This window comes from Leptolyngbya sp. FACHB-711, from assembly GCF_014695615.1.
GTDB lineage: Bacteria > Cyanobacteriota > Cyanobacteriia > Elainellales > Elainellaceae > Leptolyngbya_A.
In genome coordinates this window covers 1-3852 of sequence record NZ_JACJOR010000374.1, presented here as the reverse complement: position 1 = coordinate 3852, position 3852 = coordinate 1, and the positions used below count along the sequence as shown (strand labels likewise).

The 3852-nt window shown below is 52.7% G+C and carries 3 protein-coding genes and 1 pseudogene; 3 read left to right on the top strand and 1 reads right to left on the bottom strand.

Features of this window, described 5'->3' with window-relative positions:
* The 3 genes and pseudogenes from H6F80_RS15685 to H6F80_RS15675 form a co-directional block, all read left to right on the top strand.
* Positions 1 to 490 (top strand): annotated as a pseudogene (locus H6F80_RS15685) (photosystem II reaction center protein CP43); the annotation flags it as partial.
* A 172-nt stretch (positions 491 to 662) separates the two neighbouring features.
* Complete coding sequence (locus H6F80_RS15680; RefSeq protein ID WP_190792462.1) at positions 663 to 1265, top strand: DUF2808 domain-containing protein; 603 nt, start codon at positions 663 to 665, stop codon at positions 1263 to 1265.
* Between the two features lie 311 nt (positions 1266 to 1576).
* The gene (locus tag H6F80_RS15675) at positions 1577 to 3055 is read left to right on the top strand and encodes a CoA-acylating methylmalonate-semialdehyde dehydrogenase (RefSeq protein ID WP_190792461.1); all 1479 of its coding nucleotides are present in this window, start codon (positions 1577 to 1579) and stop codon (positions 3053 to 3055) included.
* A 35-nt stretch (positions 3056 to 3090) separates the two neighbouring features.
* Here the strand turns inward: H6F80_RS15675 and H6F80_RS15670 are convergent, their stop codons facing one another.
* On the bottom strand, positions 3091 to 3810 hold the full coding sequence (locus H6F80_RS15670; RefSeq protein WP_242067393.1) for an SH3 domain-containing protein: 720 nt from the start codon (positions 3808 to 3810) through the stop codon (positions 3091 to 3093).
* Positions 3811 to 3852: the final 42 nt, after the last annotated feature.

Below are 3852 nucleotides of genomic sequence, written 5' to 3'. Positions count from 1 at the left end.
GGCTCAAGCTCTGACCTTCCTGATTCGTGACCAGCGACTGGGTGCAAACGTAGGTTCTGCTCAGGGTCCGACGGGTCTAGGTAAGTACCTGATGCGCTCTCCGACAGGTGAGATCATCTTTGGTGGTGAAACCATGCGTTTCTGGGACTTCCAGGGTCCATGGCTGGAGCCGTTGCGTGGACCGAATGGTCTAGATCTGGAAAAGATCAAGAACGACATTCAGCCTTGGCAGGCTCGTCGCGCGGCTGAGTACATGACTCACGCTCCGCTGGGTTCGCTGAACTCGGTAGGCGGTGTGGCAACGGAAATCAACTCCGTGAACTTTGTCTCGCCTCGCGCTTGGCTGGCAACCTCTCACTTCGTGCTTGGCTTCTTCTTCCTGGTGGGTCACCTATGGCACGCGGGTCGCGCTCGTGCTGCTGCGGCTGGCTTTGAGAGAGGCATCGATCGTGACAATGAGCCAGTACTGGCAATGCCTGAGATTGACTAATCCTTAGTCTCCTTGTAAATCAATAGGTCCCTGCAAATGCGGGGACTTTTTTATGTCGAATTTTATGTCGAAAATTTGCATTCCCTGTTCAAACTCAAGATTCAAAATTGCTTAGAAACAGAAAAGTTACGATCGACCTATCCAGTTTCCTTATTCATTCATTGCTTTAAAAATGAAACATTATCCTTTTTTGGCACTGTCGCTCACGTTAGCCGTATTTCTAGGAGCCGCAAGTAGCCTATTGAGTCCCTTCAATTCTTTAACCTCAGCTCAGGCACAGGATACTCAAAGTCCCCGTGCTGCCTTTACTCGTCCACCGCGCCTGGTGAGTGCCGAGAATCCTGAGAAGCAAGTTGCAGTGCGATCGTCTGTTTACTATTTCACATTGGAGGTTCCGCCTGATTCGGGTAGCGGGCTTCAGCAGGTAAGCGTGGTTCAGCGAGACGGGTCTTCCCGGATAAGACGAATTCGCTATGACCTGGAGGCAACTCGTGCTTTTGTAGGAACAGCAAACGATCGCGGTACAGAGATCCCGATCGCTCAAAAAACCTACGATGAGGATTCTCAAACCGTCACGCTTGCCTTTGCCAGTCCGGTTCCATCTGGGACGACGGTCACGCTTGCTCTGGAAGCACAGCGAAATCCTCGGATGCAGGGCGTTTATCTGTTTGGCGTCACGGCTTATCCAGAAGGCAGTACTACGAGTGGACAATTTCTTGGCTATACCCGGCTCACCTTTTATGGCAATGACGGCATTCAACTCCTTTCCGATTGAATTGGCCGGAAGCAGATGCCCATTGAAGGCTTCCAGATTAAGACAACGGATATAAAGCCCAAGATGCAGGACAATAGACCTTATCTCAAATACAGCCCTGCTTTGTGCGGGGATTGCCAGTTAAGGTGATGAACTCCGCTACTCTCCTAACCCCCAATCCGGGGGAACCTAGTTTTCCTCAAGGTTCTCAAAGTCTTCCAAGTTTGGGGAATTTAGGGGGCGATGTAGGATTCGCGACTGCTCAAACATCCTTTTAGCTTCATACTGCTGTATCTGTCAGAGCTTACTTTCATTTAGACTGCGAACGCCTCATGTCTGAACTGCCAATTCTGCCAAACTATATCAACGGGCAGTGGTGTGACTCTGCTGCCACTGAGTTTGTTCACGCGATTAATCCTGCGACAGGCGATCGGCTTGCCAGTGTCCCTCTTTCTCCAGCAAGCGAAGTTGAGCGGGCGGCGCAGGTTGCCCATGAAGCGTTTCAGTCCTGGCGACGGACGCCAGCTCCGCAGCGAATTCAGTATTTGTTTAAGCTGAAAGCTCTGATGGAGGAGCAATTTGAGGACCTGTCGCGGACCATCACGATCGAATGCGGCAAAACGCTGGACGAATCGAAGGGCGAACTGCGACGGGCGATCGAAAATGTGGAAACGGCTTGCGGCATTCCAATGATGATGCAGGGAACGAATTTTGAGGACATCGCATCGGGTATTGACGAATTTATGTTTCGGCAGCCCATTGGTGTAGCGGCAGTGATTGCGCCGTTTAATTTTCCGGGCATGATTCCCTTCTGGTTTTTACCTTATGCGATCGCCTGCGGCAATACCTATATTGTGAAGCCGTCTGAAAAAGTACCGCTGACTATGCAGAAAGTTTTTTCTTTGATCGATCGAGTTGGGCTGCCGCCTGGAGTGGTGAACCTGGTGAATGGCGCAAAAGAAGCGGTCGATGCCATTCTCGATTATCCGTTGATTCGGGCAATTAGCTTTGTGGGGTCGAGTGGGGTAGCGCGGTATGTCTACAGTCGGGCAACCGCGAATGGAAAACGGGTGCAGTGTCAGGGTGGCGCGAAAAATCCGGTGATTGTGCTGCCAGATGCTGACATGGAGATGACCACTCGAATCACAGCGGACAGTGCGTTTGGCTGTGCCGGACAGCGATGTTTGGCTGCGTCGATCGCCATCACCATTGGAGAAGCCCGTAAAACCTATACCGAGTCGATCGCGGCAGCAGCTGCCTCACGGGTGGTGGGAAACGGACTGGAAAAAGGCGTACAGATGGGTCCGGTGATCAGCGCAGAAAGCCGTCAGCGGATCGAGCAATTAATCCAGCAGGGCGAGTCAGAAGGCGCAAAAGTGATGATCGACGGTCGATCGCCTCAAATCACCGGATATGAGCAGGGTAATTTTGTGCGTCCCACAATTTTGCAGGACGTTGACCCCGACAGCAGGATCGCCAAAACAGAGATCTTTGGTCCTGTCCTGAGCCTGGTTTATGTTGAGACGATCGAGGATGCTATTCAGCTTGTGAATCGGGGGCAATACGGCAACATGGCCTGTCTATTTACCAGTAGCGGGGCGGCGGCGCGGAAGTTTCGCTATGAGGTAGAGGCAGGCAATATTGGGATCAACATTGGCGTAGCGGCTCCGATGGCGTTCTTTCCGTTTAGCGGCTGGAAAGAGAGCTTTTTCGGCGACCTGCACGGACAAGGACAGCACGCGGTTGAGTTTTTTACCCAAACGAAGGTCGTGGTGGAGCGTTGGTTTAAAGACTGGTCGCGGCAGTTTTAGGGGCTGCGCCTTGAAACTTCCCTTCAAACCATTTCCTAAAACCGCACAAAATCGCCCCGTACCCAGCCGGTCGCCCCAGAGCTGGTGAACTGTACTTGATACCAGGTTTGCTGGTCTGAGCCGATCGCTTGCGCTAAAATTCGCACCGAGTCTCCTGACAAGCCATAGTGACGCACCGGAGATTGAAGATTGGCTCGATCGCGAATATTAATTCGAGAACCCGGATCGCGACTGGTGAGGGTGGCAGTGCTGGCGCTGGGGCGGGCCGTTTGGAGAGCGGAATTTGCCAGAGCGATGACCGTTTCTCTACGTCCATTTTTCACTGAGGCAGAATAGAGCACTCCCTGGGAAAGCCAGGATGCCTGAGCAGTGCAGTACGCGCCGCAGGAATTGGTGAAATATCCCTGGATGCCGTTTGCCAACGTAATCGCTTCGATCGTGTCTTGGGGACTTCCAGGATCGGTGTCTACAGAGCCGCCAAGTTGTGCGGAGAAATAGCCCCAGGTGCAGGGGGTTCCCTGACAATCGGGCGTATAGGTGAAGCTGACTTCGTATCCGTCGGGGCGGTTGCTCGTGATGTTGGAATACAGCGAATCGGCTTCGGGTAATTTACTGGGCAGGACGATCGGTACTTGAGTACGTCCCTGAAGTTGGGTTCTCAAGCGGTCAACCGGCACGACGGTATCTGCCCAAGCGGGAAGCGGTAGGCTCAGCATGAGCAGGGTTGTCCAGAGCAGTTGGCGAACGCGTGACATAAGGTAGGAACTCCTAAGCCCAAATTGAATTGCGATTTCGAT